The organism is Pseudomonas sp. Kh14, assembly GCF_900291005.1.
Lineage (GTDB): Bacteria > Pseudomonadota > Gammaproteobacteria > Pseudomonadales > Pseudomonadaceae > Aquipseudomonas > Aquipseudomonas alloputida.
The window spans coordinates 77186-101725 of record NZ_OLKJ01000014.1 but is presented as its reverse complement, the minus strand read 5'-3'; the positions used below and the strand labels follow the sequence as shown (position 1 = coordinate 101725).

At 62.6% G+C, this 24540-nt stretch carries 24 protein-coding genes; 10 read left to right on the top strand and 14 right to left on the bottom strand.

Going from position 1 to position 24540, the window contains the following annotated elements; all coding sequences use genetic code 11:
- The first annotated feature begins 78 nt into the window (after positions 1 to 78).
- Both cmoA and cmoB read left to right on the top strand, forming a co-directional pair.
- Positions 79 to 822 (top strand): carboxy-S-adenosyl-L-methionine synthase CmoA, encoded by a 744-nt coding sequence (gene cmoA, locus FQ668_RS06650; protein ID WP_014592210.1) that lies wholly within the window; start codon positions 79 to 81, stop codon positions 820 to 822.
- Complete coding sequence (gene cmoB / locus FQ668_RS06645; protein ID WP_014592211.1) at positions 819 to 1775, top strand: tRNA 5-methoxyuridine(34)/uridine 5-oxyacetic acid(34) synthase CmoB; 957 nt, start codon at positions 819 to 821, stop codon at positions 1773 to 1775. Before cmoA ends, cmoB begins: the two co-directional genes overlap by 4 nt.
- A 52-nt stretch (positions 1776 to 1827) precedes the next feature.
- Here the strand turns inward: cmoB and pdxJ are convergent, their stop codons facing one another.
- The 10 genes from pdxJ to rpoE form a co-directional block, all read right to left on the bottom strand.
- Positions 1828 to 2568 carry a pyridoxine 5'-phosphate synthase gene (pdxJ, locus tag FQ668_RS06640; protein WP_014592212.1) on the bottom strand — a complete coding sequence of 247 codons (741 nt, stop codon included), beginning with the start codon at positions 2566 to 2568 and terminating at the stop codon, positions 1828 to 1830.
- 43 nt (positions 2569 to 2611) lie between these two features.
- Positions 2612 to 3295 carry a DNA repair protein RecO gene (gene recO / locus FQ668_RS06635; protein WP_014592213.1) on the bottom strand — a complete coding sequence of 228 codons (684 nt, stop codon included), beginning with the start codon at positions 3293 to 3295 and terminating at the stop codon, positions 2612 to 2614.
- 169 nt (positions 3296 to 3464) lie between these two features.
- Positions 3465 to 4367 (bottom strand): GTPase Era, encoded by a 903-nt coding sequence (era, locus tag FQ668_RS06630; RefSeq protein ID WP_003252061.1) that lies wholly within the window; start codon positions 4365 to 4367, stop codon positions 3465 to 3467.
- The gene (gene rnc, locus FQ668_RS06625) at positions 4360 to 5049 is read right to left on the bottom strand and encodes a ribonuclease III (protein ID WP_003252059.1); all 690 of its coding nucleotides are present in this window, start codon (positions 5047 to 5049) and stop codon (positions 4360 to 4362) included. The genes era and rnc overlap by 8 nt, the downstream gene beginning before the upstream one ends.
- Positions 5050 to 5212: 163 nt before the next feature.
- A complete protein-coding gene (gene lepB / locus FQ668_RS06620) occupies positions 5213 to 6067 on the bottom strand; it encodes a signal peptidase I (RefSeq protein WP_003252057.1) in 855 nt (284 codons plus the stop codon).
- Between the two features lie 5 nt (positions 6068 to 6072).
- A complete protein-coding gene (lepA, locus tag FQ668_RS06615; RefSeq protein ID WP_010952535.1) occupies positions 6073 to 7872 on the bottom strand; it encodes a translation elongation factor 4 in 1800 nt (599 codons plus the stop codon).
- Positions 7873 to 8052: 180 nt separating this feature from the next.
- Complete coding sequence (locus FQ668_RS06610) at positions 8053 to 9486, bottom strand: DegQ family serine endoprotease (RefSeq protein WP_019436553.1); 1434 nt, start codon at positions 9484 to 9486, stop codon at positions 8053 to 8055.
- A gap of 176 nt (positions 9487 to 9662) precedes the next feature.
- Positions 9663 to 10628, bottom strand: coding sequence for a MucB/RseB C-terminal domain-containing protein (locus tag FQ668_RS06605; RefSeq protein WP_014592215.1), 966 nt, complete (start codon positions 10626 to 10628; stop codon positions 9663 to 9665).
- A gap of 12 nt (positions 10629 to 10640) precedes the next feature.
- Positions 10641 to 11231, bottom strand: a complete 591-nt coding sequence (locus FQ668_RS06600) for a sigma-E factor negative regulatory protein (protein WP_003252050.1) — start codon at positions 11229 to 11231, stop codon at positions 10641 to 10643.
- A gap of 33 nt (positions 11232 to 11264) precedes the next feature.
- Positions 11265 to 11846 (bottom strand): RNA polymerase sigma factor RpoE, encoded by a 582-nt coding sequence (gene rpoE / locus FQ668_RS06595; protein WP_003252049.1) that lies wholly within the window; start codon positions 11844 to 11846, stop codon positions 11265 to 11267.
- Positions 11847 to 12280: 434 nt separating this feature from the next.
- Between rpoE and nadB the strand changes: the two genes are divergently transcribed.
- The gene (nadB, locus tag FQ668_RS06590) at positions 12281 to 13885 is read left to right on the top strand and encodes an L-aspartate oxidase (protein WP_019436554.1); all 1605 of its coding nucleotides are present in this window, start codon (positions 12281 to 12283) and stop codon (positions 13883 to 13885) included.
- A 118-nt stretch (positions 13886 to 14003) separates the two neighbouring features.
- On the opposite strand, the gene FQ668_RS06585 is transcribed toward nadB, so the two are convergent.
- Together FQ668_RS06585 and FQ668_RS06580 are read right to left on the bottom strand one after the other, a co-directional pair.
- Complete coding sequence (locus tag FQ668_RS06585; protein WP_119713331.1) at positions 14004 to 14462, bottom strand: protein YgfX; 459 nt, start codon at positions 14460 to 14462, stop codon at positions 14004 to 14006.
- Positions 14446 to 14700, bottom strand: coding sequence for a succinate dehydrogenase assembly factor 2 (locus tag FQ668_RS06580; RefSeq protein ID WP_003252043.1), 255 nt, complete (start codon positions 14698 to 14700; stop codon positions 14446 to 14448). Before FQ668_RS06580 ends, FQ668_RS06585 begins: the two co-directional genes overlap by 17 nt.
- A gap of 133 nt (positions 14701 to 14833) precedes the next feature.
- Between FQ668_RS06580 and FQ668_RS06575 the strand changes: the two genes are divergently transcribed.
- Positions 14834 to 15775, top strand: a complete 942-nt coding sequence (locus tag FQ668_RS06575) for a folate-binding protein YgfZ (protein WP_019436555.1) — start codon at positions 14834 to 14836, stop codon at positions 15773 to 15775.
- 55 nt (positions 15776 to 15830) lie between these two features.
- Positions 15831 to 16637: an HDOD domain-containing protein gene (locus tag FQ668_RS06570; RefSeq protein WP_026031798.1), complete on the top strand. Its 807-nt coding sequence runs from the start codon at positions 15831 to 15833 to the stop codon at positions 16635 to 16637.
- Between the two features lie 66 nt (positions 16638 to 16703).
- Here FQ668_RS06570 and FQ668_RS06565 read toward each other — a convergent pair whose 3' ends face one another.
- Positions 16704 to 18083, bottom strand: coding sequence for a sensor histidine kinase (locus FQ668_RS06565; RefSeq protein ID WP_014592221.1), 1380 nt, complete (start codon positions 18081 to 18083; stop codon positions 16704 to 16706).
- Positions 18076 to 18747 (bottom strand): response regulator, encoded by a 672-nt coding sequence (locus FQ668_RS06560; protein ID WP_010952527.1) that lies wholly within the window; start codon positions 18745 to 18747, stop codon positions 18076 to 18078. Before FQ668_RS06560 ends, FQ668_RS06565 begins: the two co-directional genes overlap by 8 nt.
- Before the next feature lie 200 nt (positions 18748 to 18947).
- Here FQ668_RS06560 and FQ668_RS06555 point away from each other — a divergent pair, with 200 nt between their 5' ends.
- The 5 genes from FQ668_RS06555 to FQ668_RS06535 all read left to right on the top strand — a co-directional run bounded on the left by FQ668_RS06555 (position 18948) and on the right by FQ668_RS06535 (position 24485).
- Positions 18948 to 20237, top strand: coding sequence for an OprD family porin (locus FQ668_RS06555; protein ID WP_014592222.1), 1290 nt, complete (start codon positions 18948 to 18950; stop codon positions 20235 to 20237).
- Between the two features lie 46 nt (positions 20238 to 20283).
- On the top strand, positions 20284 to 21264 hold the full coding sequence (locus tag FQ668_RS06550; protein ID WP_119713330.1) for a tripartite tricarboxylate transporter substrate binding protein: 981 nt from the start codon (positions 20284 to 20286) through the stop codon (positions 21262 to 21264).
- Positions 21265 to 21462: 198 nt separating this feature from the next.
- Positions 21463 to 21921, top strand: coding sequence for a tripartite tricarboxylate transporter TctB family protein (locus FQ668_RS06545; RefSeq protein WP_014592223.1), 459 nt, complete (start codon positions 21463 to 21465; stop codon positions 21919 to 21921).
- Position 21922: 1 nt separating this feature from the next.
- Positions 21923 to 23437 (top strand): tripartite tricarboxylate transporter permease, encoded by a 1515-nt coding sequence (locus FQ668_RS06540; RefSeq protein ID WP_119713329.1) that lies wholly within the window; start codon positions 21923 to 21925, stop codon positions 23435 to 23437.
- Complete coding sequence (locus tag FQ668_RS06535; RefSeq protein WP_041167068.1) at positions 23430 to 24485, top strand: AbrB family transcriptional regulator; 1056 nt, start codon at positions 23430 to 23432, stop codon at positions 24483 to 24485. The genes FQ668_RS06540 and FQ668_RS06535 overlap by 8 nt, the downstream gene beginning before the upstream one ends.
- Positions 24486 to 24540: the final 55 nt, after the last annotated feature.

The window sequence follows — 24540 nt, the reverse complement described above, 5'->3', positions numbered from 1 at the left end:
TGGTCAGCCAACCATGCATCAAGGCTGCGGTTTGGCTAGAATGCGCCCCCTGCCTATCACCAGCCGCCTGGATTCGCCGTGAGCAAACAACCCGACCGCCTTTTCTCCCAACCCCTGGAGCAGGTGCCCGACTTCGTCTTCAACGAAGACGTCGTGCGTGTGTTCCCGGACATGATCAAGCGCTCGGTGCCCGGTTACCCAACCATTGTCGAGAACCTCGGGGTTCTGGCCGCTCGGTTCGCCCAGCCAGGCACCGCACTGTACGATCTGGGTGCATCGCTGGGTGCCGTTACCCAGTCGCTGCGGCGCCATGTGCGCAGCGACGGCTGCAGGGTAATCGCGGTGGATAACTCCGCCGCCATGGTCGAGCGCTGCCGCCAGTACCTCACTGCGCAGGATTCGATGTTCCAGGAGTTGCTGCCAGTGCACGTGCTGGAAGCCGATATCCTTGCCCTGCCCTTCGAGCCCGCCTCGGTAGTGGCGATGAACTTCACCCTGCAGTTCATCGCACCTGACCAGCGCCTTGAACTGCTCGGGCGAATCCGCCAGGCGCTGCTGCCCGGCGGCGCGCTGATTCTGTCGGAAAAGCTGCGCTTCGCCGATGAGCAAGAGCAGGACCTGCTCAATGAACTGCACCTGGATTTCAAACGGGCCAATGGCTACAGCGAACTGGAGATCGCCCAGAAGCGCAGCGCCATCGAAAACGTGATGAAGCCCGATACACTCGAAACCCACCAGGAACGCCTACGCGCAGCCGGCTTCTCGAAAGTGGTCCCTTGGTTCCAATGCCTTAACTTCGCCTCGTTGATAGCCCTGCCATGATCGATCTGTCTCCCCTCGTCCGCCGCCTGACGGGCACGCCCCTGGCTTCCTGGTCGCAAGGCCTGCAAGCACAACTGGACGCCAAGCTGGAAAAGGGTCACGGTGACCTCGACCGCTGGCGCGGGGCGCTGGAAGCCCTGCCCGCCCTGCAACCCAGTGAGATCGACCTGGTCAACGGGTTGCGTCTGGATTGCGACTGCGACGACGCCACCCGCGCGCAGATGCGCCAGGCACTGATGGGCCTGTCGCCTTGGCGCAAAGGGCCGTTCGACCTGTTCGGCGTGCACGTTGACACCGAATGGCGTTCGGACTGGAAGTGGTCACGGGTCGGCCCGCACCTGGACCTCAAGGGCAAGCGTGTACTCGACGTGGGCTGTGGCAATGGCTACTACCAATGGCGCATGCTCGGCGCCGGCGCAGACATGGTGATTGGCGTCGACCCCAACTGGCTGTTCTTCTGCCAGTTCCAGGCCGTGCAGCAATACCTGCCGGAGTTGCCGGCCTGGCACCTGCCGTTCGCCCTGGAAGACCTGCCCGCCAACCTGGAAGGTTTCGATACCGTGTTTTCCATGGGCGTGTTCTATCACCGCCGCTCGCCCATCGAGCACTTGCTGGCGCTCAAGGACTGCCTGGTCAAGGGTGGCGAGCTGGTGCTGGAAACGCTGGTTATCGAGGGCGACGAAAACCAGGTGCTGGTGCCTGAGGACCGCTACGCACAGATGCGCAACGTCTGGTACCTGCCGTCGGTACCGGCGCTGGCCCGCTGGTTGCGCCGTGCCGGCTTCAGCGATGTGCGCTGCGTCGACGTGAGCGTGACCAGCGTCGAGGAGCAGCGCAGCACCGATTGGATGCGCTACCAGTCACTGAGCGACTTCCTCGACCCGAACGACCACAGCAAGACCGTCGAAGGCCTGCCTGCCCCTCGCCGCGCCACCCTGCTGGCGCGCAAATGAGAAAGGCGCCCGCAGGGGCGCCTGAATACACTTGCGGCGAGGAGCCGACAAATCAGCGCGAAGCCGCCACGATCAGCGCCTTCATTTCGGCCACAGCAGCCTTGAAGCCGACAAACAGGGCATGCGCCACCAGCGCATGACCAATGTTCAGTTCATTGATACCCTTGATCGCCGCTACCGCCTCGACGTTGTGGTAGTGCAGCCCGTGACCCGCATTGACGATCAGCCCCTGCCCCACGCCAAACGCCACACCCTCGACGATACGCTTGAGCTCTTCAGCCACATCGGTGGGGGTTTCGGCATCGGCATAACGGCCGGTGTGCAGCTCGATGGCCGGTGCACCAACCCGACGCGAAGCCTCGATCTGCCGTTCGTCGGCGTCGATGAACAGCGACACCTCGGCACCGGTACGCGCCAGCCGTTCCACTGCAGCCTTGATCCGCGCTTCCTGCCCTGCCACGTCCAGGCCACCTTCGGTGGTCAGCTCCTGACGGGTTTCGGGTACCAGGCAGATGTGCGCCGGCCGAATCTTTTCGGCAAAGGCCATCATCTCTTCGGTGACGCCCATCTCGAAGTTCATGCGGGTCTGCAGTACATCCTTGAGCAGCACGACGTCACGCTCCTGGATGTGCCGGCGGTCTTCGCGCAGGTGCACGGTGATGCCATCGGCGCCTGCTTCCTCGGCGTCCAGGGCAGCCTTGACCGGGTCAGGGTAGCGCGTGCCACGGGCCTGGCGCAGGGTCGCCACGTGGTCGATGTTGACGCCAAGAAGCATGCGGTTGCTGTGAGTCACGAAAGGCTCTCCTGAGGATTGAGCCCAACAGCATACGTCCTGATCAGCGCTTGCGAAACAGTTCCCGGCTGACCAGCGGTTTTGCCCCCAGGTGAACTGCCAGTGCCTGGCGCATCAGCCGCTTCGCGGCAAGCAAGGCGCCAGGGGCATCCCAGTCGGTTTGGGCCAGGGCCAGCAGTTCGGTGCCACGGAACAGGCCGGGCTGCGCCAGCTCAACACGCTCCAGGCCGGCGTCAACGCGCAAGCGGTACAGGCCATCGGCGGCAATGGGCTGCTCGTTGACGTCATGGTGCAAGGAAAACGCATAACCGAGTTCGTCCAGCAGCCGCCATTCGAACGAGCGCAGCAGGGGTTCCAGCGGGCGACCGGCGCTCAGTGCCTGCAAGGTCAAGGTGTAGTGCTCGAACAGGGCCGGGAACGGCGCTTCGGCAGGCAACAGGCGCATCAGCAGCTCATTGAGGTACAGCCCGCTGAACAGCGCATCGCCGTGAAGCCAGGCGGCGATGCCGGTGCTGTCCATGCGGCTGACATTCTTCAGTTCGCCACGCCCACGCAGCTCCACCTCCAGCGACACGAACGGTCGCACCAGACTACCGCCCTTACCCCGCGCGCGACGCAACACGGCACGCATGCGGCCCTGCGGGGTGAAGAAATCTACCAGCGCGCTGGTTTCCTTGTAGGCACGGCTGTGCAGTACGTAGGCTGGCTGGCCGACAGGTTGTTCCATTAAAAATCACTCGCGCCTAAAGTTGCACCGGCCCTTGTGGGAGCGGCCTTGTGTCGCGAAAAGGGCCGCAAAGCGGCCCCAGATTTTTAGCTTCGCAGCATAAATCGCCGGGGCTGCTGCGCAGCCCTAACGCGACACAAGGCCGCTCCTACAGGGACCAGCGCGCGGCTTACAGGTCGCCGTAGCCCAGCGAACGCAGTGCGCGCTCGTCGTCGGACCAGCCGCCCTTTACCTTGACCCACAGGTTGAGCATGACCTTGGAATCGAACAGCACTTCCATGTCCTTGCGCGCCTCGGAACCGATGCGCTTGATGCGCTCGCCCTTGTCACCAATGATGATTTTCTTCTGGCCATCGCGTTCAACCAGGATCAACGCGTGAATGTGCAGCACATGGCCCTGCTGCTTGAACTCCTCGATCTCCACGGTGATCTGGTACGGCAACTCCGCGCCCAGCTGACGCATGATCTTCTCGCGTACCAGTTCAGCGGCCAGGAAGCGGCTGCTACGGTCGGTGATCTGGTCTTCGGGGAAGAAATGATCGTTCTCGGGCAGGTGCTTGGCGATCTGTGCTTCCAGCGCTTCAAGGTTGTGCCCCTGCTGTGCGGAAATCGGCATCACCTCGGCGTTCGGCAGTTGCTCTTGCAGCCACTGCAGGTGCGGGATCAGCTCGGCTTTCTCTTCCATGCGGTCGGTCTTGTTGACCGCGATGATCAGCGGGCCGGTGACATACTGCACGCGCTCCAGAACCAGTTGGTCCTCGTCGGTCCACTTGGTACGGTCGACCACGAAGATAACCACGTCGACGTCCTTGAGGGCAGCGGAGGCGTTGCGGTTCATGTAACGGTTCAGGGCCTTGTCGTTGGCCTTGTGCATACCGGGGGTATCGACGTAGATGGCCTGCACATCACCTTCGGTCTTGATGCCGAGCATGTTGTGGCGGGTGGTCTGCGGCTTGCGCGAGGTAATCGCCAGCTTCTGGCCCAGGATGTGGTTGAGCAGGGTCGACTTGCCGACGTTGGGACGGCCGACAATGGCTACGTAGCCGCAGCGGGTCGGGTTGCTATCAGTCATTGCCATTCTCCACGCCCAGGGCGATCAGTGCAGACGCGGCGGCGACTTGCTCGGCAATACGCCGGCTAACGCCTTGACCACGGCTCTTGTTGTTCAGCAGTACCACTTCGCATTCGACGAAGAAGGTCCGGCAGTGTGGTTCACCCTGGATATCCACGACTTCGTAACGCGGCAGCTCACAGCTGCGCGACTGCAGGAACTCTTGCAGGCGGGTTTTCGGATCTTTATTGGTGTCGACCAGTGTCAGGCCTTCGAACTCATCGGCCAGCCAGGCCAGGATGCGCTCCCGGGCGGTGTCCATGTCGGCGTCCAGGTAGATGGCACCAATCAGTGCCTCCAGGGCGTCGGCCAGGATCGACTCGCGGCGAAAGCCGCCGCTCTTTAGTTCTCCAGAACCCAGGCGCAGGTAATCGCCCAGGTCAAAACCACGGGCCAGACGGGCCAGGGTCTCACCCTTGACCAACCGCGCACGCAGCCGCGACAACTGGCCTTCGCGGGCCTGCGGAAAACGCTCGAACAGCGCTTCGCCGGCAACGAAGTTGAGAATGGCGTCACCGAGGAACTCCAGGCGCTCATTGTTGCGCCCGGCGTAACTGCGATGGGTCAGCGCCAGGAGCATCTGGTCCTGGTTCTTGAAGGTGTAACCGAGCTTTCGCTCCAGACCGGCAAGGGAAGCACTCATGCGGCCACCCGATCGTTGTTCAACGCGTTGTTCAAATCAACATCCTGAAAGACTGTTTGGCTGTGGTCCGCCGATCGATTTGCGGCGAATCTCCCGATCCCTGAGAACACAGCCTATGTCAGAAATGCATTCGGCGCTGTCTGCTGGACAGCGCCGATGGGTATCAATGGATCAGGCCAACCCGCGACAGGTTGGGCAAGTGGCTGAGTTTGGGCTCTGGCCAGCTCATCCACACCGCGAAGGCCTTGCCGACAATGTTCCGGTCCGGAACCATGCCGTGCAGTTCCTTGGGAATGTTCGGGTCATCCCAGAAACGGCTATCGTTGGAGTTGTCGCGGTTGTCGCCCATCATGAAGTAATGGCCCGCAGGTACGGTCCACTGCTGGTCCGGCGGCATGCGATAACGGCTCATTTCCTTGCGGATCAGGTGTTCGGCCGCGCCGAGCTTTTCCTTGTACAGCTGAGCACTGCCCAGGGTACCCGGCTCGCTGCCCACCAGTTGTTCGGCAACGGGCTGGCCGTTGACGAACAGCCGCTTGTCGTTGGTGTAGCGGACCACGTCGCCCGGCAGGCCAACCACACGCTTGATGTAGTTGACATTCGGGTCGCTCGGGTAACGGAACACCATCACATCCCCGCGTTGCGGGTCACCGACCTCGATGACCTTCTTGTCGATCACCGGCAGGCGAATGCCGTACGAGAATTTGTTCACCAGGATGAAGTCGCCCACTTCCAGGGTCGGTTTCATCGATCCCGAAGGAATCTGGAACGGCTCGACCAGGAACGAACGCAGCACCAGCACGATGAACAGCACCGGGAAGAACGACTTGCCGTACTCGACCAGCAACGGCTCCTTGTTCAGCCGTTCGACCACCGCCATCTCAGGCTGGCTGACGCTGCCCTGATAGTTGGCGATTGCCGCACGCCGGCGCGGGGCCAGGAACAGCAGGTCGATCAAGCCCAGCAGACCGCAGATGAAGACGGCGATGACCAGCAACAGCGGGAAATTTAGCGACATAGGACCTAGCTATCCAACCTGAGCACGGCGAGGAAGGCTTCTTGTGGAATTTCCACATTGCCCACCTGTTTCATGCGTTTCTTACCGGCCTTCTGCTTCTCCAGCAGCTTCTTCTTACGGCTGACGTCACCGCCGTAGCACTTGGCCAGTACGTTCTTTCTGAGCGCCTTGACGGTTGTCCGCGCAATGATCTGGCCGCCAATGGCTGCCTGGATCGCTACGTCGAACATCTGCCGAGGGATCAGTTCCTTCATCTTCTCGGTCAACGCACGGCCTTTGTAGGCCGCGTTGTCGCGGTGCACGATCAATGCCAGGGCATCGACCTTGTCGCCGTTGATCAGCACGTCCAGCTTGACCAGGTTGGCCGACTGGTAGCGATCGAAATGATAATCCAGCGAAGCATAGCCGCGGCTGGTGGATTTGAGGCGGTCGAAGAAATCGAGCACCACTTCGTTCATCGGCATGTCGTAACGCACCTGCACCTGACTGCCGAGGAACTGCATGTCGCGCTGTACGCCACGCTTCTCGATGCACAGGGTGATGACGTTGCCCAGGTGCTCCTGCGGAACCAGGATGGTCGCGGTGACGATCGGCTCGCGGAAGTCGGCTACAGCCGAGACGTCCGGCAGCTTGGACGGGTTGTCGACAACAATGGTTTCGCCGGTTTTCAACTCCAGCTCGTAGATCACGCTGGGTGCGGTGGTGATCAGGTCCAGGTCGTATTCGCGCTCCAGGCGCTCCTGGATGATCTCCATGTGCAACATGCCCAGGAAACCGCAACGGAAGCCAAAGCCCAGCGCGTCGGAGCTTTCAGGCATGTACTGCAGCGAGGAGTCGTTCAGGGTCAGCTTCTGCAGAGCGTCGCGGAAATCCTCGAAGTCGTCGGAACTGACCGGGAACAGGCCGGCATAGACCTGCGGCTGGATCTTCTTGAAGCCTGGCAACACCTCGACTTCAGGGGTCGAGGACAGGGTCAGGGTGTCGCCAACCGGGGCACCGTGGATGTCCTTGATGCTGGCGATGATGAAGCCTACTTCGCCGGCTTTCAGATCAGCAGTCTGGGTGTGTTTCGGGGTGAAGACACCGACGCTGTCGACCAGGTGCACCTTGCCGGTGGACTTGACCAGGATCTTGTCGCCTTTCTTGACGCGGCCCTGGCGCACGCGCACCAGCGAGACCACACCCAGGTAATTGTCGAACCAGGAGTCGATGATCAGCGCTTGCAGCGGTGCATCGATCTCACCTTCTGGCGCGGGGATGGTGTGCACCAGGCGCTCGAGCACCTCGTCAACGCCCATACCGCTCTTGGCGCTGCAGGCCACGGCGTCGGTGGCATCGATACCGATGATCTTCTCGATCTCGTCCTTGACGCGGTCCGGGTCGGCCTGGGGCAGGTCCATCTTGTTCAGGACCGGCATGACCTCCAGGCCCTGCTCGATGGCGGTGTAGCAGTTGGCTACGGACTGGGCCTCCACGCCCTGGCCGGCGTCAACCACCAGCAGTGCCCCCTCACAGGCCGCCAGCGAGCGCGAGACTTCGTAGGTGAAGTCGACGTGGCCGGGCGTGTCGATGAAGTTCAGCTGGTAGGTCTTGCCGTCCTGCGCCTTGTAGTGAAGCGTGACGCTGTGGGCCTTGATGGTGATACCGCGCTCACGCTCCAGGTCCATGGAATCGAGCACCTGGGCTTCCATCTCGCGCGCCGACAGGCCACCGCACATCTGGATGAAACGGTCAGCCAGCGTCGACTTGCCATGGTCGATGTGGGCGATGATGGAGAAATTGCGGATATGACTCAAATCACTCACGGGTCAACACTCGAAAAGGCTGCGAGCCGGACGCCCGCCGAAAAATAGCCGGGAATTGTACCTTAAGCTGCTGGGTTATGGGAGATTCCTCTGTCCGACTGTACACAGCAATCATTCCCGCAATTGTGAATATTCATGAAAAAGGGCAGCCGAAGCTGCCCTTTCGCCTTGCGAAACCGCTTATTCAGCAAGCTTGAAGGTGATGAAGCTGGCACGGCCCTGACGCAGTACGCGCATCGACACGGAACGGTTCTTCGGCAGTTCCTTGGCGATTTCGGTGAATTCCTTGGCCGAACCGATGGCCTGGTTGTTCAGATGGCTGATGACATCACCCGGGCGCAAGCCGATCATGGCTGCCGGACCATCCTGCACTTCCTTGATGACCACACCACCTTTGAGCTCCAGGGATTTTTTCTGCTCGGCGGTCAGGTCGGCGACCGAGACACCCAGGCGGTTGCTGCTGCGCTCGGCGCTGCCTTCGGTGCCAGCGCCAATGTCAACGTCGTCATCCGGCAGCGCGCCGACGCTGATGTCCAGGTTCTGGCGCTTGCCATTGCGAATGATTTCCAGCTTGGCCTTCTCGCCATCCTTGAGGCCGCCTACCAAGTGCGGCAGATCGGCCGACATGACGATTGGCTGGCCGTTCATGCTAAGGATCACGTCGCCCACCTGCAGGCCGCCTTTGGCTGCCGGGCCGTTTTCCAGCACCTGGGCCACCAGGGCGCCCGCCGGCTTGTCCAGGCCGAACGATTCAGCCAGGTCCTTGTTGACCTCCTGAATCACCACGCCCAGCCAGCCGCGGCTGACCTTGCCGTCTTTCTTCAGCTGGTTGGAGACATCGATCGCCACATCGATCGGGATGGCGAACGACAGGCCCATGAAACCGCCAGAACGGGTGAAGATCTGCGAGTTGATCCCCACCACTTCGCCTTTCATGTTGAACAGCGGGCCGCCGGAGTTACCCGGGTTGATGGCCACGTCGGTCTGGATGAACGGTACGTAGGTGTCATTGGGCAGGGTCCGGCCCTTGGCGCTGACGATACCTTTGGTCACCGAATGGTCGAAGCCGAACGGCGAACCGATGGCCAGCACCCACTCGCCCACCTTGAGCTTCTCGGAGTCACCCAGCTTCACCGTCGGCAGGTTCTTGCCCTCGACTTTCAGCAGCGCCACGTCAGTGCGCGGGTCAGTACCGACCAGCTTGGCCTGCAGCTCGCTGCGGTCCGACAGGCGGACGATGATCTCGTCGGCATCGGCCACTACATGGTTATTGGTGAGCACGTAGCCATCACTGGAAATGATGAAGCCCGAGCCCAGCGACTGCGCCTCGCGCTGGCGGTCGCCGCGCGGCGAACGCGGCTGCTGGGGCATGTTGCGCTCGAAGAACTCGCGGAACATCGGCGGCAGGCCTTCCAGATCCGGCATCTGGTTTGCGGCGATCCGGCGGTCAGGCAGTTTCTGCTTGGTACTGATGTTGACCACCGCCGGCGAAGCCTGCTCCACCAGGGTGGTGAAGTCCGGCAGGGCTTCCTCGGCCTGGGCGGTGAGTACTTGGCCGAGCATCAGCACAGCGGCGAACATCATTAGGTAGGATTTCAAGCGTGGTATTGACATACGACTCCCGTCACAACGAGCGGTAGTTTGGAAAGACCCCTGCACAACGCAGAAAAGGCCAGGCTCTTCAAAGCCTGACCTATAGAAAATTTGCCGATGGATTGCAAATGACAATGCTTTAATTTCATTTCAGGCGTATGCCCACCTGCCTTGGCTCGGCACGCAAAAGCGCGCCATTACTGGCGCGCCTGGGCATCCTGGGGGCGCATCGACAGGGCGACGCGTTCTGCCGTACCCAGCGGAACTTCGCCAACTACGGTCACCATCACTTTGCCCTTGGGTGTATTCAGGCGACGCGAGACTGCCGAGGTCGGGCCTAGCTGGGTACGCATGTCGGTGCCGCCATCATCGCTCACTTGCTCGATGAACACCGAAAAACGCGCCAGGCCGTCGTCATACATCAGGCTGCTGACCGAACTGTTGCGCTTGGGATCACGGCGTACCGAGCTGTTGACCAGCTCGAAACCGGGTGGCAGCCAGTCCGAACGCCAACCCGCGACGGTATCATTGCTGCCGGCTGCCACATGCTGCACTGGCTTGCAGGCGGCACCTGGGCGCAAGTCTGCATCGCTGGGTATTTCATCGGTATCGAGACGGGTCATCTGGAAGCGTTCCAGCAACTGCCCCTTGTCGTTGAGCATCAACGAACGCAGCGGCAAACCCGAGTGACGGTCCAGATGCAATTCGAATGCATAGCGATGCTGGTCGCGTGGTGTGAGCGTAATGATCACGGCATCGCGCCCGGCGACCCGTGACTTGCCTGCCACACTCAAATTGTACCAACCCATCAGTTTCAGCGGATCAAGCACACGCGGTGCAGTATCCGGCGGCGCCGTGACACCGCTGGCCAAGGCCCCGCTGACACACTCCACCTTGCCATCCACGCGCACGATTTCCTGGGCGGCGCCATCAAGCTGCAACAGCCGCTCGCTGACTTTGCCGTCGTCGACCCTGTGCCAGATGTCGTGGGAGGAGAAACTGCCGTTGCGTTCGTAGACGAACGACCCTTGATAGCTCTGTTTTTGCTCGGCCTGTGCCAGCTTGTTCAGCCACTCACTCGCCTCAGGCGAAGAATTGGCCGCCAATGCTGGCACCGTCATGCAGCTGCCAATCAGCAGCGACAAGAGAGGTAGCGCGCGCATGATCCTCCTTACTTAACGGTTTTCCAGGCTGGCGGCGCGGGCATACGGCAAGGCGGTTTCAGTGCCCTTGAGCGCAGATTCCTGGGCATGCTGGCGCAGGTAGCCTGGCAGACGCTGATCCCAGCCGGCCTGGTTCTGCAGCACGCCATTGGCCATTGGCCCGGTCGGTTGCTCACTGCTTTCACTATAGCCTGCCAAAACGGCCGGGCCTTGCGCTTGTGGCACACTCAGGCCCTGCTGGACAGGCTGCTGGGCAGCAAGCTCTGCACCCGTGATCTCGTCCTGGTTGTACATACGCACACCGGCCAGTACCGCAACAGTAACCGAGGCGGCTACCGCCAGACGGCCAATGCTGCGCCAAGGGCCTTTCTTGACCTTGGCTGGCACGGCTTCGTCGGCCAGCGCCGCGGACACCGCAGAGGCGATATCCAGGTTAGGCAGCAGCAGCTCCTTGTGCATGGCTGCACGGGCAACCTGGTAACGCGACCAGGTGGCACGGGTTTCGGCGTCGTCGACGGCGTTCAACACCCGACGCAGTTCCAGTTCATCCGCTTCGTTATCCATCACCGCGGACAGCGATTCCTGCAAAGCTTCACGACTCATGGCGGTTCCTCTCTTGGCGCTGTCGCCGCTGTCTCAGGTTTCCTGCAACAACGGCTGCAGGGCTTTATCTATGGCCTCCCGAGCGCGGAAGATTCGAGAGCGCACGGTACCCACCGGACATTGCATGACACTGGCAATGTCTTCGTAACTCAGCCCGTCGAACTCGCGTAGCGTCAATGCAGTACGCAGGTCTTCGGGCAGTTGCTGGATGGTGCGATGGACAGTGCCTTCGATTTCATCCCGCAACAACGAGCGCTCTGGGGACTCGAGATCCTTGAGGCCATGATCGCCGTCGTAAAACTCCGCATCCTCGGAGCTCACATCACTGTCTGGCGGCCGTCTTCCACGGGACACCAGGTAGTTCTTCGCCGTGTTGATGGCGATGCGGTACAGCCACGTATAAAACGCACTGTCGCCGCGGAAGTTGCCAAGCGCACGGTAGGCCTTGATGAAGGCTTCCTGTGCTACATCCTGGGCCTCGTGGGTATCGTGGACAAACCGCACGATCAACCCGAGAATCTTGTGCTGATACTTCAGCACCAACAGATCGAAAGCTCGCCTGTCGCCGCGCTGAACGCGCTCTACAAGCTGCTGATCCTCTTCCTGGGTTAGCATGAACACTCCTCAGTGAACTCGAAGGAGCGTTGCATCAGCCATCGTTCAGGCTTGCAACCATAGACTCGGGCTTTGCGCAAAAGTTCTCCCCTCCAAGCAAGTTTCCTGCAGCCCTTGGTCGGCTTGCACGGAAGACGCGGCGCGGTCACGGCCGGCTACGTCGATAATCAGGTTTCAAATACACAGGGGTAAGCCTGGAAAGGCCTGCCGCCCTGCGTCGCCGCGGCAAATTGTGGCGTACGGGCAGCCTTCATAGGATTTCCGGCCATGTCGGAAAGTTCCCACAAAGGTTGTCGCAACCTGGCAGGTAGCATGGAAATGGGCCACCCGGGGCTGCTATAAAGACATCCCGACACGTTTAACGATAGTTTCACAATGCCATCCGCGCGTGACCATTGTGCCGTGCCCCTCCCAAAGATTACTAGTGTCCCGACATGAGCCAACAATTCCAACATGATGTCCTGGTGATCGGCAGCGGTGCCGCCGGTCTCAGCCTGGCACTTAACCTTCCCAGCCACCTTCGCGTTGCCGTGCTGAGCAAGGGCGACCTGGCCAACGGCTCGACCTTCTGGGCCCAGGGCGGCGTCGCTGCAGTGCTGGACAACACCGATACTGTGCAGTCGCATGTCGAGGATACCCTCAATGCCGGCGGCGGGCTGTGCCATGAAGACGCAGTGCGCTTTACCGTCGAGCACAGCCGCGAAGCGATCCAGTGGCTGATCGAGCAAGGCGTGCCCTTCACCCGCGATGAGCACTACAGCGTCGACGATGGCGGCTTCGAGTTCCACCTCACCCGTGAAGGGGGCCACAGCCACCGGCGCATCATCCACGCCGCCGACGCTACCGGCGCGGCAATCTTCACCACGCTGCTGGAACAGGCTCGCCAGCGCCCGAACATCCAGCTGCTGGAGCAGCGGGTGGCGGTCGACCTGATCACTGAACGCCGCCTGGGCCTGCCCGGCGAACGCTGCCTGGGCGCCTACGTGCTCGACCGCAACACCGGCGAGGTAGACACCTTCGGCGCGCGCTTCACCGTGCTGGCCACTGGCGGTGCGGCCAAGGTTTACCTCTATACCAGCAATCCTGATGGTGCCTGCGGCGACGGTATCGCCATGGCCTGGCGGGCCGGTTGCCGGGTGGCGAACCTGGAGTTCAACCAGTTCCACCCGACCTGCCTGTATCACCCGCAGGCCAAGAGTTTCCTGATCACCGAAGCCCTGCGCGGCGAGGGCGCCCTGCTGCGCCTGCCCAACGGCGAACGCTTCATGCCACGCTTCGACCCACGCGAAGAGCTGGCCCCACGGGACATCGTGGCCCGCGCCATCGACCACGAGATGAAGCGCCTGGGCGTGGACTGCGTATACCTGGACATCACTCACAAGCCCGCAGATTTCATCAAGAGCCACTTCCCCACCGTGTACGAGCGCTGCCTGGCCTTTGGCATCGATATCACCCGCCAGCCGATCCCGGTGGTACCAGCGGCGCATTACACCTGCGGCGGGGTGATGGTCGACGACTGCGGCCACACCGACGTACCTGGCCTGTATGCCATCGGCGAAACCAGTTTCACCGGCCTGCACGGCGCCAACCGCATGGCCAGCAACTCGCTGCTGGAATGTTTTGTGTACGGACGCGCCGCCGCTGCCGACATCCAGGCGCACCTGGGGCAAGTGGCCATGCCCAAAGCCTTGCCCGGCTGGGACGCCAGCCAGGTGACCGACTCGGACGAGGACGTGATCATTGCGCACAACTGGGACGAACTGCGGCGCTTCATGTGGGACTACGTCGGCATCGTGCGCACCAGCAAGCGCCTGCAGCGGGCCCAGCACCGCATTCGCCTGCTGCTGGATGAAATCGACGAGTTCTACAGCAACTACAAGGTCAGCCGTGACCTGATCGAGCTGCGCAACCTGGCGCAAGTGGCCGAACTGATGATCCTGTCCGCCATGCAGCGCAAGGAAAGCCGAGGGTTGCATTACACACTGGACTATCCAGGGATGCTGGACGAGGCCAAGGACACCATCCTCAGCCCGCTCTGAAAAGGGCGTCGCGGCCTTCGCGTGCTCGCCCGCTCCCACAGGGGGTTAACTGCCGTGCAGCATTGCGCAGTACCTGTGGGTGCGGGCGAGCCCAAGAAGAAACTGACCCGATCCTGATCTATGCCCGGCTCACCGCAGCCCAGCGCCGCCGGCTGAACTTCAATCGCACGCGCAATCGCCGATGCTCATCCGGCCCCAGCGCATCCCGCGGTAGGCACTGGCTCTGCCCCAACCACCGCCCCGCCCGCTCAAAGCGCAACACCACCAGCCCAGGCAAAGCCACGCTGTCCCGGCACAAGCGCACTGACTGCCACCCATAGGCACGGCTGAATACCTGCCAGCCCCGCACATCACGGCGCAGGCCGACAACAGCATGCTCATGGGTCAACAGGATACGTCGGGGAATGGCCCAGCCAGCGTGGGCCGTGCAGGCGGCGACAACCGAAAAGGTCAGCCACCCGGGCAGCGGGCTCGCCCACACGGCAAGCCACGCCAGTACCTGACAAGCCAGGTAGGCCACCAGCAGCAGGCGCGAGCCTTGCCAGCGGCACTCGAAGCACTCACTTGGGCTGGACACGGTCCAGAATGATGCGGACCATGCGCTGCAGTTCCGGGTCTTCGGACTCGGTGCGCTCCATGAACCAGCCGAACATGTCCTGATCCTCGCAGCTCAAGAGACGCACGTACAGTTCACGGTCGGTCTCATTGAGGGTGGGGTAGACTTCCTGGGTGAAAGGCACCAGCAGTACGTCCAGTTCCAGCATGCCGCGGCGGCTGTGCCAGAAAAGCCGGTTGAGTTCAGTTTGTTCGACCATGGGGCCCTCCTCGAATGGGCCGCCAGTATACAGCCAGGCGCGCGAAGCGACACCGGGCGTTGGTCTAGTCACCTACCTATTTTGTTACCGGCGTTCTATGATGGCCGCCAGTCTTTAGCCACCGCGATGACCCATGGCCGATTCCGCTTTCTTCTGCCCCCTGTCCCACGAGGGCATCCTCGCCGTCCGCGGCTCCGATGCAGGCAAGTTCCTGCAAGGCCAGCTGACCTGCAACATCAACTACCTCAGCCAGGAACACGCCAGCCTCGGCGCCCGCTGCATGGTCAAGGGGCGCATGCAGTCGAGCTTCCGCATAGTGCCCGAAGGCAACGGCTACTTGCTGGCCATGGCCAGTGAACTGCTCGACGCGCAACTGGCCGACCTGAAAAAATACGCCGTGTTCTCCAAGGCCACGCTGACCGACGAAAGCACCGCATGGGCACGCTTCGGCCTGCAAGGTGGCGACGCTGCACTGCAGGCGCTGGGGCTTTTCGTGCCCGCAGCCGCCGGTAGCACCGTGCGCCATGACGGGCTGATCGCGATCGCCGTGTCCGCCGGCCGGGTTGAGCTGTGGGTGCCGGCGGCTGACGCCGAGCCTGTACGCCAGGCCCTTGCCGCAGCGCTGCCCGAAGGCACGCTAAACGACTGGCTGCTGGGCCAGATTCGCGCAGGTATCGGCCAGGTCATGGGCCCGACCCGTGAACTGTTCATCCCGCAGATGATCAACCTGCAGGCCGTCGACGGCGTCAGCTTCAAGAAAGGCTGCTACACCGGCCAGGAAATCGTCGCCCGCATGCAGTACCTGGGCAAACTCAAGCGCCGCCAGTACCGCCTGGCCCTGGACCAGCAGGCCATTCCGGCCCCGGGCGCCGAGATTTTCTCACCCACCCATGGGTCGTCGGTCGGTGAAGTGGTCATTGCTGCCGGCAACGGCACGGGCTGCGAACTGCTCGCGGTGCTCAGCGCCGAGGCAGTGGAAGACGGCAACCTGCACCTGGGCAGCCTCGAAGGCCCGCGCCTGCAGGTGCTGACCCTGCCTTACGAACTGGACCGCGACCGGGAAATCCAGCGCTGACCAGCCTGCCCCACCCCTGTGGCGGGGCCGCACCACCACTGCGGTAGACATGCCCATGAACAAGCTGGCCGAGTTGGTTCAAGCACAATTGCTTGACGCCATCGAAAAGGATGACCTGGTCCTGCCAACCCTGCCCGAGGTTGCCTTGAGCATCCGTGAAGCAGCGGAAGACAGCGAGATCAGCGTAGCGGCCCTGAGCAAGGTGATTGGCCGCGACGCGGCCCTGTCAGCGCGCCTGATCAAAGTCGTCAACAGCCCACTGCTGCGTGCTGCGGTCGAAGTGACCGACCTGCATACCGCCATCACGCGGCTAGGCATCAACTACAGCTGCAACCTGGCCATCGGCCTGGTGATCGAGCAGATTTTTCATGCCCGCTCGTCGGCCGTCGAGCAGAAACTGCGCGATATCTGGGCCAGTAGCCTGGAAGTGGCGGGCATCAGCTACGAAATCTGCCGCCGCTTTACACCTCTCAAGCCTGACCAGGCCACCTTGGGTGGGCTGGTCAACCAGATTGGCGCGCTGCCGGTACTCATCTATGCCGAAGAGCACAACGAACTGTTGTCCGACCCGGTTTGCCTGCATTACGTGATCGAGCAACTCCAGCCGGTGCTGGGGGACAAGATCCTCAAGGCCTGGGAGTTTCCGGAGCAGTTGGTCAACCTGCCGAGCCAGGTTCATGACCTGGACCGCCAGACTGACAAGATCGATTACATCGACATCGTGCAGATCGCCCGCTGCATCAGTCAGCGCGGGCGCCACCGCCCCTTGGCTGCGCTGCCGGCTTACCGCCATCTGGGGCTGCCGTTTGGCACCGAGCTGGAGGTCGATGAACTGCTAGAGGCGCGGAGCATGTTGCGCTGAGCTGTAACAGCCTGCCAGGGCCCTTTCGCAGGTGAGCCCGCGAAAGCGGCCGACCCAGGCAAACCCTCAATCCGCAATAAAACTCACCCGCACCCGCAACCCGCCCTTCTCGCCATCATGCAGGCTCACCTGCGCCAGGTGCGCCCGACAGATCTCGCCAACGATCGCCAGCCCTAACCCACTGCCCTGCGCACTTCGCCGGTAGAACCGCTCGAACACCCGTTCGCGCTCGGCCTCGGGAATACCTGGCCCGTCGTCTTCCACTTCCAGCACTGCCGGCGCCATTACCCGCAAAATCACATTGCCACCCGCTGGCGTATGCGCCAAGGCATTGTCCACCAGGTTGCTCAACAACTCGTTGAGCAATGTCGGCTCCCCCTTCAGCCACACCGGCGCCTCGGCCTCCAGCGCCAACGCCACCCCGCGCTTGTGCGCCAAAGGCGCCATGGCCATGCCCAGCTCGCGGGCCAGCTGGCTCAAGTCCAGACGCTGCGCACCGCCTTCGGCAATCGCCCGTGCACCATTCTCGACCCGTGCCAGCGACAACAGCTGGTTGGCCAGGTGGGTCAGCCTGTCGGTGCCCTGGGCGGCAGACTCCAAGGTCTGCCGCCACTCCTGCGGCTCGGCCGAGCGCAAGCCCAGCTCGACACGTGCCTTCAACGCCGCCAGCGGCGTTCGCAGTTCGTGGGCCGCGTCGGCAATGAACTGCGCCTGGCGCTCGAACTGGCCGCGCAAGCGCTCGGTAAAGTGGTTCAAGGCGCGCACCAGCGGGCCCAGCTCGCGCTGTACCTGTACCACCGGCAACGCTCGCAAGTCGTCCGGCTGACGTTCCTCCACCGCTGTGCGCAGGCGCTCCAACGGGCGCAACGCGGCACTCACGGCAAACCACACCATCACCAACGCCCCCAGTGCCAGCATGCCCAGGCGCAGCAGGGTATCGGCCATCAACCCTCGGGCCATGCGCACCCGCGCTTCCTCGGTTTCGGCTACGCGAATTTCTGCCATACCGTTCATGTTCGGCTCGCTGACCGGCTTCAGCAGGCTGACCACACGAACGTCCTGGCCCAGGTAAGTGGCGTTGTAGAACCGTGCCAGTGCCGGATAGTCATCGGTGCGTGGCGTGCCAGGCGGCGGTGGCGGCAGGTTCTCGTAGCCAGAAATCAGCCTTTGCTTGATATCCAGCACCTGATAGTAAATGCGCCCCGCACTGTCATAGGCGAACGTGTCCAGCGCCACGTAAGGCACATCCGCGCTCAACGAACCATCGCGCTGCGACAGGCCCGCGGCGATGGTTCTCGCCGAAGCCAGCAGGGTGCGGTCGTAGGCGGTGTCGGCGGCCTCGCGGCCATTCCAGTAGGCGCTAAGGCCGCTGGCCAGCATCAGCACCACCAGCAACAGCGCCAAATTACCCAGCAAGCGCCCGCGCAGGCTGCCGTTGTCACGCATCGCGGTGCTCAAGCAAATAACCCAGACCGCGGAAGGTGACGATGGCCACAGGGTGCCCGTCGAGCTTCTTGCGCAGCCGGTGAATGTAGATTTCGATGGCGTCAGGGCTGGCCTCTTCGTCCAGGCCAAACACCTGGGCAGCCAGCTGCTCCTTGCTCATCACCCGGCCCGGGCGAGCGATCAGCGCTTCCAGCACGCTCTGCTCGCGCGAGGTCAGCGTCAGGTTGTCGTCACCGAGGGTGAAGCGCCGGGTGTCCAGGTCATACACCAGCGGCCCACAGCGTTGCTGGCGCTCGCCACCGAGCACACTGCGGCGCAGCAAGGCCTTGACCCGCGCCTCCAGCTCGGTCAGCTCAAACGGCTTGGCCAGATAATCGTCAGCGCCCAGGTTCAGGCCATGGACCCGGTCCTTGACGTCACTGCGCGCAGTCAGCATTAGCACCGGCAAGGTCTTGCCGCGACCTCGCAAGCGCGCCAGTACCTCAAAGCCGTCCATGCGCGGCAGGCCGACATCCAGCACGGCCACGGCGTATTCCTCACTGGCCAGCGCCAGGTCGGCAGCCACGCCGTCATGCAGCACATCCACGGTCAGGCCATGGCTTTTCAAGGCCAGGGCCACGCTTTCGGCCAGTTGCAGGTGGTCTTCGACCAGTAGCACACGCATCGGATTCTCCCTGCTCGGGTGGGACGGTGGCGCGGAGTGTACCGCTGTCACCACGCCTGTGAAGCCCCTCGTGACAAACCTTTCACGCTGAAAGGTTAGCGAAAGGTTCGTTGCCTAGCATCGCACCACGGTCGCCCTTCGCGCCGAAAAAAGCACCAGCAAGGTGCAACGAATAAGAACAATAAACGGAGTCATCGACGATGCTGTCATTGCAGCCGCAGGCGTTCGCGCCTACCCGTTCCTTTACCGCACGCCCCTCGGCCATCGCCAGCGCCCTCGCGCTTGCCGGTGTCGCCCCGATGAGCCAGGCCGCCTTCTTCGAAGACAGCACGACCACCTTCGAAACCCGCAACATGTACTTCAACCGCGACTTCCGCGACGGCACCAGCGCGCAGCAATCCAAGCGCGATGAATGGGCCCAGGGCTTCATCCTCAATTTCGAGTCTGGCTACACCGATGGCACCGTAGGCTTTGGCCTGGATGCATTGGGCATGCTCGGCATCAAGCTCGACTCCAGCCCCGACCGTACCGACAGCGGCCTGCTGCCGACCCACGATGACGGCAAGGCTGCTGACGAATACTCCAAGCTGGGCCTGACCGGCAAGGTGAAGATCTCCCAGACTGAACTCAAGATCGGCACCCTGATCCCCGAACTGCCAACCCTGCAACCCAACGACGGGCGTATCCTGCCGCAAACCTTCGAGGGCGGCCTGCTCACCTCCAAGGAGATCAAGGGCCTGACCTTCACTGGTGGCCGCATAGACAAAGCCAAGGACCGCAACGACACCAACTGGGAAGACCTGGCGCTGAACAACAAGAACGGCCGCTTCGGTGGCAGTTTCAGCGCTGACAATCTGGCGCTGGGCGGGCTCGACTACCAGTTCACCGATCGCATCACCGGCAGCTACCACTTCGCCCAGCTCGACGATATTTACCGCCAGCACTTCATCGGCATGGTCGCCACACAGCCATGGGGCCCGGGCACCCTGGGTGCCGACCTGCGCCTTGCCATGAGCGACGACGCCGGTGCAGCCAAGGCCGGCAACATCGACAACACCACCGTGAACGGCATGCTCAGCTATGCCCTGGGCGGGCACAAGGTCAGCGCCGCCTGGCAGCAGTTGTCCGGCGAAAGTGCCTTCCCGTATGTGGATGGCGCCGACCCGTACCTGGTCAACTTCGTCCAGATCAATGACTTCGCCGGGGCCGACGAACGCTCCTGGCAGGCGCGCTACGACTACAACTTCGCCGCGCTCGGCGTACCGGGCCTGACCTTCATGACCCGTTACATCAGCGGTGACAACGTCAGCCGTGCTGCCGGTGGCGAAGGCAAAGAGTGGGAACGCAACACCGAACTGAAGTACGTGGTACAAAGCGGCCCGTTGAAGAACGTCGCCGTGCGTCTGCGCAACGCCACCTTCCGCTCCAACTTCGCCCGTGACGCGGATGAAGTGAGGCTGTTGGTCAGCTACAGCGTGGCGCTGTGGTAACCCCATAGCGGTAATCCGATAACAACAACACTCACGGAGATCGACGATGACCTTTTCACTGCGCCGCCTCGTCCTCGCTACCGGCTGCCTGCTGTTGGCCGGCAACGCCCTCGCTGCAGAACCGAAACGCCCCGAATGCATCGCCCCCGCCTCCCCTGGCGGTGGCTTCGACCTGACCTGCAAGCTGGTGCAAAGCGCACTGGTACAAGAAAAGATCCTCAGCAAGCCGATGCGCGTCACCTACATGCCCGGCGGTGTCGGCGCGGTCGCATACAACGCCGTGGTCGCCCAGCGCCCGGCAGACGCCGGCACGCTGGTGGCCTGGTCCAGCGGCTCACTGCTTAACCTGGCCCAGGGCAAATTCGGCCGTTTCGACGAAAACGCGGTGAAATGGCTGGCTGCCGTCGGCACCAGCTACGGTGCCATCGCAGTGAAGAGCGACTCGCCCTACAAGACTCTTGATGACCTGGTCGCAGCGCTGAAGAAAGACCCGAGCAAGGTCGTGATCGGTTCCGGCGGTACCGTCGGCAGCCAGGACTGGATGCAGACCGCGTTGATCGCCAAGGCCGCAGGCATAAACCCGCGCGACCTGCGCTACGTGGCCCTGGAGGGCGGCGGCGAAATCGCCACGGCATTGCTGGGCGGCCATATCCAGGTCGGCTCTACCGACATTTCCGACTCCATGCCGCACATCCAGAGCGGCAACATGCGCATCCTCGCGGTGTTCTCTGAAAACCGCCTGGACGAGCCGGAAATGAAAGACATCCCTACTGCCAAGGAGCAGGGCTACGACATCGTCTGGCCGGTGGTGCGCGGTTTCTACCTGGGGCCAAAAGTGAACGACGAGGACTACGCCTGGTGGAAGGCCTCGTTCGACAAGATGCTGGCCTCCGAGGACTTCGCCAAGCTGCGAGACCAGCGCGAGCTGTTCCCGTTCGCCATGACCGGCGAAGAGCTGGACGGCTATGTGAAGAAGCAAGTGGCTGACTACAAGGCGCTGGCCAAGGAATTCGGCCTGATCCAGTAAGCCTGTCGGACTCACTCCCCCCCTGTGGGAGCGGCCTTGTGTCGCGATCGGGCGCGAAGCGGCCCCTGGCACAGCCGATACGATGCTTTGGACAGATCGCATCGGCAGATTTAGCGGCCGCTTCGCGCCCGATCGCGACACAAGGCCGCTCCCACAGGATTTGCATCTCACTTGAGCAATCCCAACGAGGATTCCCCAATGATCCTTCAACGCATTTTCGCCCTGGCCCTGCTGGCGGTGTGTGCCGCCCTGGCCGTGATGGCCTGGCCCTATCAGGCTGCATTCTCCTATGAACCGGTGGGCCCGCGCGCTTACCCGCTGCTGGTGCTCGGCCTGATGGGGCTGGGCCTGCTGTACCTGGTGTTCCGCCCAACGCCCATCGTGCGCAAGGATGACGAACCGGAACTGGACCGCGAGACCCTGATCAAGATCACCGCCTGTGTCGGCCTGCTGATCATCTTCGCCGCCACTTTCGAAGCGCTCGGCTTCATCCTCAGCGCCATCCTGGTCGGCCTGCCCATGGCTCGGCTGTACGGTGGCCGCTGGCTGCAAAGCGCCATTGTGGTGGCCGGCATGAGCATTTTCCTCTACTGGCTGTTCGACCGTGTGATGGACGTGCCCCTGCCCCTTGGCCTGCTGAGCGTACTGGAGAACTGACATGGATACCTTGAGCTACCTGGGCCAGGGCTTCGGCATTGCCCTGTCCCCCTACAACCTGGTCACCGCCCTCTCCGGCACCTTGATCGGCACCGTGGTCGGCTTGCTGCCGGGCCTGGGCCCGATCAACGGCGTGGCCCTGCTGATCCCCATCGCCTTTGCCCTCGGCCTGCCGCCGGAATCGGCGCTGATCCTGCTGGCCGCGGTGTACCTGGGCTGCGAATATGGCGGGCGTATCAGCTCGATCCTGCTGAACATCCCGGGCGAAGCCTCGACCGTCATGACCACCCTCGATGGTTACCCGATGGCCCGCCAGGGCCTGGCCGGTGTTGCCCTGTCGCTGTCGGCCTGGAGCTCGTTCATCGGTGCCTTGATCGCCACCTGCGGCATGGTGTTGTTCGCCCCACTGCTGGCGAAATGGGCCATCGCCTTCGGCCCGGCGGAGTACTTTGTGCTGATGGTGTTCGCCATCGTCGCGCTGGGTGGCATGGCCGGTGACAAACCACTGAAAACCTTCATTGCAGCACTCATCGGCTTGTTCCTGTCGGCGGTCGGCATCGACGCCAACAGCGGCGTTTACCGCTTCACCGGTGACAGCGTGCACCTGGCCGACGGTATTCAGTTCGTGGTGCTCGTGCTGGGCCTGTTCTCCGTCAGCGAAATCCTCCTGCTGCTGGAAAAGACCCACCATGGCCACCAAGCGGTCAAGGCTACCGGCCGCATGCTGTTCAACTTCAAGGAAGCGGCCTCGGTGTTCCTGGTCAACATCCGTTGCGGCCTGCTCGGTTTCATCATGGGTGTTCTACCCGGCGCCGGCGCAACGCTGGCCAGCGCCGTGGCCTACATGACCGAGAAACGCATGGCCGGGGAAAGCGGCAAGTTCGGCAAAGGCGATGCCCGCGGCCTGGCAGCGCCGGAAACTGCCATTGGTGCGTCCTGCTGTGGCGCCCTGGTCCCGATGCTGACCCTGGGCGTACCGGGCTCTGGCACCACGGCCGTGATGATCGGCGCCCTGACCCTGTACAACATCACCCCTGGCCCACTGCTGTTCGAACAGCAGCCAGATATCGTCTGGGGCCTGATCGCCTCGCTGTTCGTCGCCAACATCATGCTGGTGATCCTCAACATCCCGATGATCCGCATCTTCACCCGCATCCTCGCCGTGCCAAACTGGGCGCTGGTGCCGGTGATCGCCATCATCACCGCGATCGGCGTTTACGCCGTGCATGCCACTACCTTCGACCTGTTCCTCATGGTCGGCATCGGCATCATGGGCTACATCCTGCGCAAGCTGGACTTCCCTCTATCGCCGATTCTGCTGGGCTTTATCCTCGGCGGGCTGATGGAGCAGAACCTGCGTCGGGCGCTGTCGATCTCCAACGGTGAACTGGGCATCCTCTGGTCCAGCCCGATCAGCATGGGCGTCTGGGCGCTGGTAGTGCTGATGCTCGCCCTGCCGCTGCTGCGCATCTGGCGCAAACGCAGCCTGCAACGCCGGGCCCTGGCCGATGCCTGATCGGTCGTTGCCATTGTTTGTCGCGACCGGGCTGGTCGGCATTGCTGGCGGTTTTGCCGCCAGCAAGGTCGGCTGGCCTTTGCCATGGATGGTCGGCTCATTGCTGGCGATCATCCTGGTGCGCTGCCTGACGCGTTGGCAGCTGTCGGAAATCCCCAACGGCCGCAAGTGCGGGCAGTGGATCATCGGCATCGGTATTGGCCTGCACTTCACCCCCGCGGTGATCGAGCAGGTGGCCAGCCATTTCGCGCTGATCTTCTTCGGTGCGTTGTTCACCACCCTGTCCAGCGTGATCAGCGTATGGCTGCTGCGGCGAACCGGCGAAGACCGCGCCACCGCGTTCTTCGCCAGCATGCCTGGCGGTTCGGGAGAGATGGTCAACCTTGGGGCGCGCAATGGCGCGGTGCTCAGCCAGGTGGCGGCAGCACAGAGCTTGCGTGTGCTGGCAGTGGTGCTGTGCGTGCCGGCGCTGTTCAAGTTTCTGCTGGGTGACGGGGTACCACTGAACCACACCGGTAGCGTGAGCTGGGGCTGGCTGGCATTGATTGCGCCCTTGGGCGTTGCCGTTGCCTTGCTCTGGCAGCGCTTGCGCCAGCCCAACCCCTGGCTGTTCGGGCCATTGCTGGTAGCGGCTACGGTCAGCCTGGCCGGCAACCTGCAGATCGCCCTGCCCAATGGCGCCAGCCAGATCGGCCAGTGGCTCATCGGCAGCGGCCTTGCCTGCCACTTCAACCGCGCGTTCTTCCGCCGCGCACCGTCGTTCCTGGGGCGCACCTTGATGGCCACGGCGTTGTGCATGGCGATTGCCGCCAGTGCCGCGTGGGTGCTGAGCATGATGACTGCACTGGACTTGCGTTCGCTGACACTGGGGATGATGCCTGGCGGGATCGCCGAAATGAGCCTCACGGCCGAAACGTTGCAATTGTCAGTGCCGCTGGTGACGGCGCTGCAGGTGATGCGCCTGATCCTGGTGTTGTTTCTGGCAGAACCGCTCTTCCGGTTGTGGGACAACAGGCATTCGAGCTGCAAGTACCCTGAAGATAGATAGTTACCACTTGCCCAATGCCCGGGTGAATAGAGTCGGATTGCTGCCCTGATCGCCA

Bases quoted from the DNA above. Each gene is read 5' to 3' on its own strand.
- FQ668_RS06575 (WP_019436555.1), top strand. From the start codon at position 14,834: ATGGCCGATTCCGCTTTCTTCTGCCCCCTGTCCCACGAGGGCATCCTC.
- rnc (WP_003252059.1), bottom strand. From the start codon at position 5,049: ATGAGTGCTTCCCTTGCCGGTCTGGAGCGAAAGCTCGGTTACACCTTC.
- FQ668_RS06600 (WP_003252050.1), bottom strand. From the start codon at position 11,231: ATGAGTCGTGAAGCTTTGCAGGAATCGCTGTCCGCGGTGATGGATAAC.
- era (WP_003252061.1), bottom strand. From the start codon at position 4,367: ATGACTGATAGCAACCCGACCCGCTGCGGCTACGTAGCCATTGTCGGC.
- cmoB (WP_014592211.1), top strand. From the start codon at position 819: ATGATCGATCTGTCTCCCCTCGTCCGCCGCCTGACGGGCACGCCCCTG.
- FQ668_RS06610 (WP_019436553.1), bottom strand. From the start codon at position 9,486: ATGTCAATACCACGCTTGAAATCCTACCTAATGATGTTCGCCGCTGTG.
- FQ668_RS06605 (WP_014592215.1), bottom strand. From the start codon at position 10,628: ATGCGCGCGCTACCTCTCTTGTCGCTGCTGATTGGCAGCTGCATGACG.
- nadB (WP_019436554.1), top strand. From the start codon at position 12,281: ATGAGCCAACAATTCCAACATGATGTCCTGGTGATCGGCAGCGGTGCC.
- FQ668_RS06570 (WP_026031798.1), top strand. From the start codon at position 15,831: ATGAACAAGCTGGCCGAGTTGGTTCAAGCACAATTGCTTGACGCCATC.
- FQ668_RS06580 (WP_003252043.1), bottom strand. From the start codon at position 14,700: ATGGTCGAACAAACTGAACTCAACCGGCTTTTCTGGCACAGCCGCCGC.
- FQ668_RS06560 (WP_010952527.1), bottom strand. From the start codon at position 18,747: ATGCGTGTGCTACTGGTCGAAGACCACCTGCAACTGGCCGAAAGCGTG.
- FQ668_RS06555 (WP_014592222.1), top strand. From the start codon at position 18,948: ATGCTGTCATTGCAGCCGCAGGCGTTCGCGCCTACCCGTTCCTTTACC.
- FQ668_RS06545 (WP_014592223.1), top strand. From the start codon at position 21,463: ATGATCCTTCAACGCATTTTCGCCCTGGCCCTGCTGGCGGTGTGTGCC.
- FQ668_RS06565 (WP_014592221.1), bottom strand. From the start codon at position 18,083: ATGCGTGACAACGGCAGCCTGCGCGGGCGCTTGCTGGGTAATTTGGCG.
- lepB (WP_003252057.1), bottom strand. From the start codon at position 6,067: ATGTCGCTAAATTTCCCGCTGTTGCTGGTCATCGCCGTCTTCATCTGC.
- FQ668_RS06535 (WP_041167068.1), top strand. From the start codon at position 23,430: ATGCCTGATCGGTCGTTGCCATTGTTTGTCGCGACCGGGCTGGTCGGC.
- rpoE (WP_003252049.1), bottom strand. From the start codon at position 11,846: ATGCTAACCCAGGAAGAGGATCAGCAGCTTGTAGAGCGCGTTCAGCGC.
- recO (WP_014592213.1), bottom strand. From the start codon at position 3,295: ATGGAACAACCTGTCGGCCAGCCAGCCTACGTACTGCACAGCCGTGCC.
- FQ668_RS06540 (WP_119713329.1), top strand. From the start codon at position 21,923: ATGGATACCTTGAGCTACCTGGGCCAGGGCTTCGGCATTGCCCTGTCC.
- FQ668_RS06550 (WP_119713330.1), top strand. From the start codon at position 20,284: ATGACCTTTTCACTGCGCCGCCTCGTCCTCGCTACCGGCTGCCTGCTG.